The sequence below is a fragment of the Endozoicomonas sp. SESOKO1 genome (assembly GCF_024606265.1).
In the GTDB taxonomy this organism is placed as follows: domain Bacteria; phylum Pseudomonadota; class Gammaproteobacteria; order Pseudomonadales; family Endozoicomonadaceae; genus Endozoicomonas.
This window is the reverse complement of the sequence record NZ_JAHHPP010000386.1, coordinates 1-1,358: the sequence shown is the minus strand read 5'-3', so window position 1 is coordinate 1,358 and position 1,358 is coordinate 1. Positions and strand designations below refer to the sequence as shown.

The following is a 1,358-nucleotide window of genomic DNA, read 5'->3' as shown; positions in this document are numbered from 1 at the left end:
TTATTGCGATAATACGTCATGGAAATGGCTGTTTTTTCATCCATGCTGATGATATCGCCAAGCGCATCGGTCTTTCTCTGGACCAGCTGCAGGTTTTCCACATAGTGGATCATGCTGCGGGCATCCAGATCGGTCATTGCCGTCCGGTCACTGTAGGGAACCATGGACAGAAGACGTGTATAGCCATCCAGCTGTCGAATCAGCTCCTCTTCACCCAGAGCATGCCTTGGAGACGAGAGAAGGGCAATGGCAACCAGGTTTACCGGATTGATGACCGCCGCAGAGTTGATTCTGCCAGCCAGCATGTCTCCCAGATTCGACGTGGTTTTTACCAGCCAGTCCGGTTTGTCATCGGAACCAGAACTCTCTTTCCAGTTGGGTACCTGTAGGCTCAGGAATGAACCCAGGTCTACTGGCTCACCAAAGGTAATCCATGCCTTACCAAATTCATTCCTGAGCGCTGCCAGTGTGCGAACGATATCCATGGGTGACTCACTTTTCTTGGCCTCACCTCTGAGTTCGCCCAGATAGCTGGCCATTTCCAGCAGCTTTTCATAACCGATGTAGACCGGTACAAAGGCCAGAGGCTTGCGATTATCACGCAGGAAGCTGCGGACGGTGATGGACAGCATGCCGGTTTTTGGCGCCAGGGTCCGACCGGTTCTTGAGCGACCGCCTTCGATGAAATACTCGGTAGCAAACCCTTTATTGGTCAGTGTGTACATGTATTCATGGAATACCATGCTGTAGAGCGGGTTGCCACGGAATGTTCTGCGCATGAAAAAGGCACCGCTCTTACGCAGAATGGTGCCAACGACCGGCATATTCAGGTTAATGCCCGCCGCAATATGGGGAGGCGGTAAACCTTCATAGAACAGAACGTACGACAGCAGCAGGTAATCGATATGGCTTCGATGGCAGGGCACATAAACAATCGTATGGCTCTGTGCCAGTGCCTTTAATGGCTCGACATGATTGACTTTTACGCCGCTGTAAAGCTTGTTCCAGAACCAGGTCAGGATAATATCCAGGAAACGGATAACGGGCATGGAGAAATCAGAGGCGATTTCATTGGCATACTTTCTGGCTTTTGCCTCGGCTTCTGCCAGGGTGATTTCCCGGGCTGCAGCTTCTGCAGCAATGGCTTTCTGAATTCTGGGCGTATGAATCAGGCTGTTGACCAGCATACGACGGTGAGAAAGATCCGGCCCCAGGACCGACGCTTTTTTCTGGCGGAAATGGACACGGAGAATCCGGTTTACCTTGCGGACGCTGCGGGCATGGTTGTTACTGTCACCCATGATTTCCTGCAGTGACAGGGCAGGGCTGAAATACACCATGGTTTGTCGGCCATGAAG

Annotated in this window: 1 protein-coding gene; it reads right to left on the bottom strand. The window is 51.9% G+C overall.

Translation table 11 applies throughout. The features are described from left to right. A partial coding sequence (plsB, locus tag KDK13_RS17410) for a glycerol-3-phosphate 1-O-acyltransferase PlsB (protein ID WP_257286259.1) occupies positions 1–1,358 on the bottom strand: 1,358 nt, incomplete at both ends.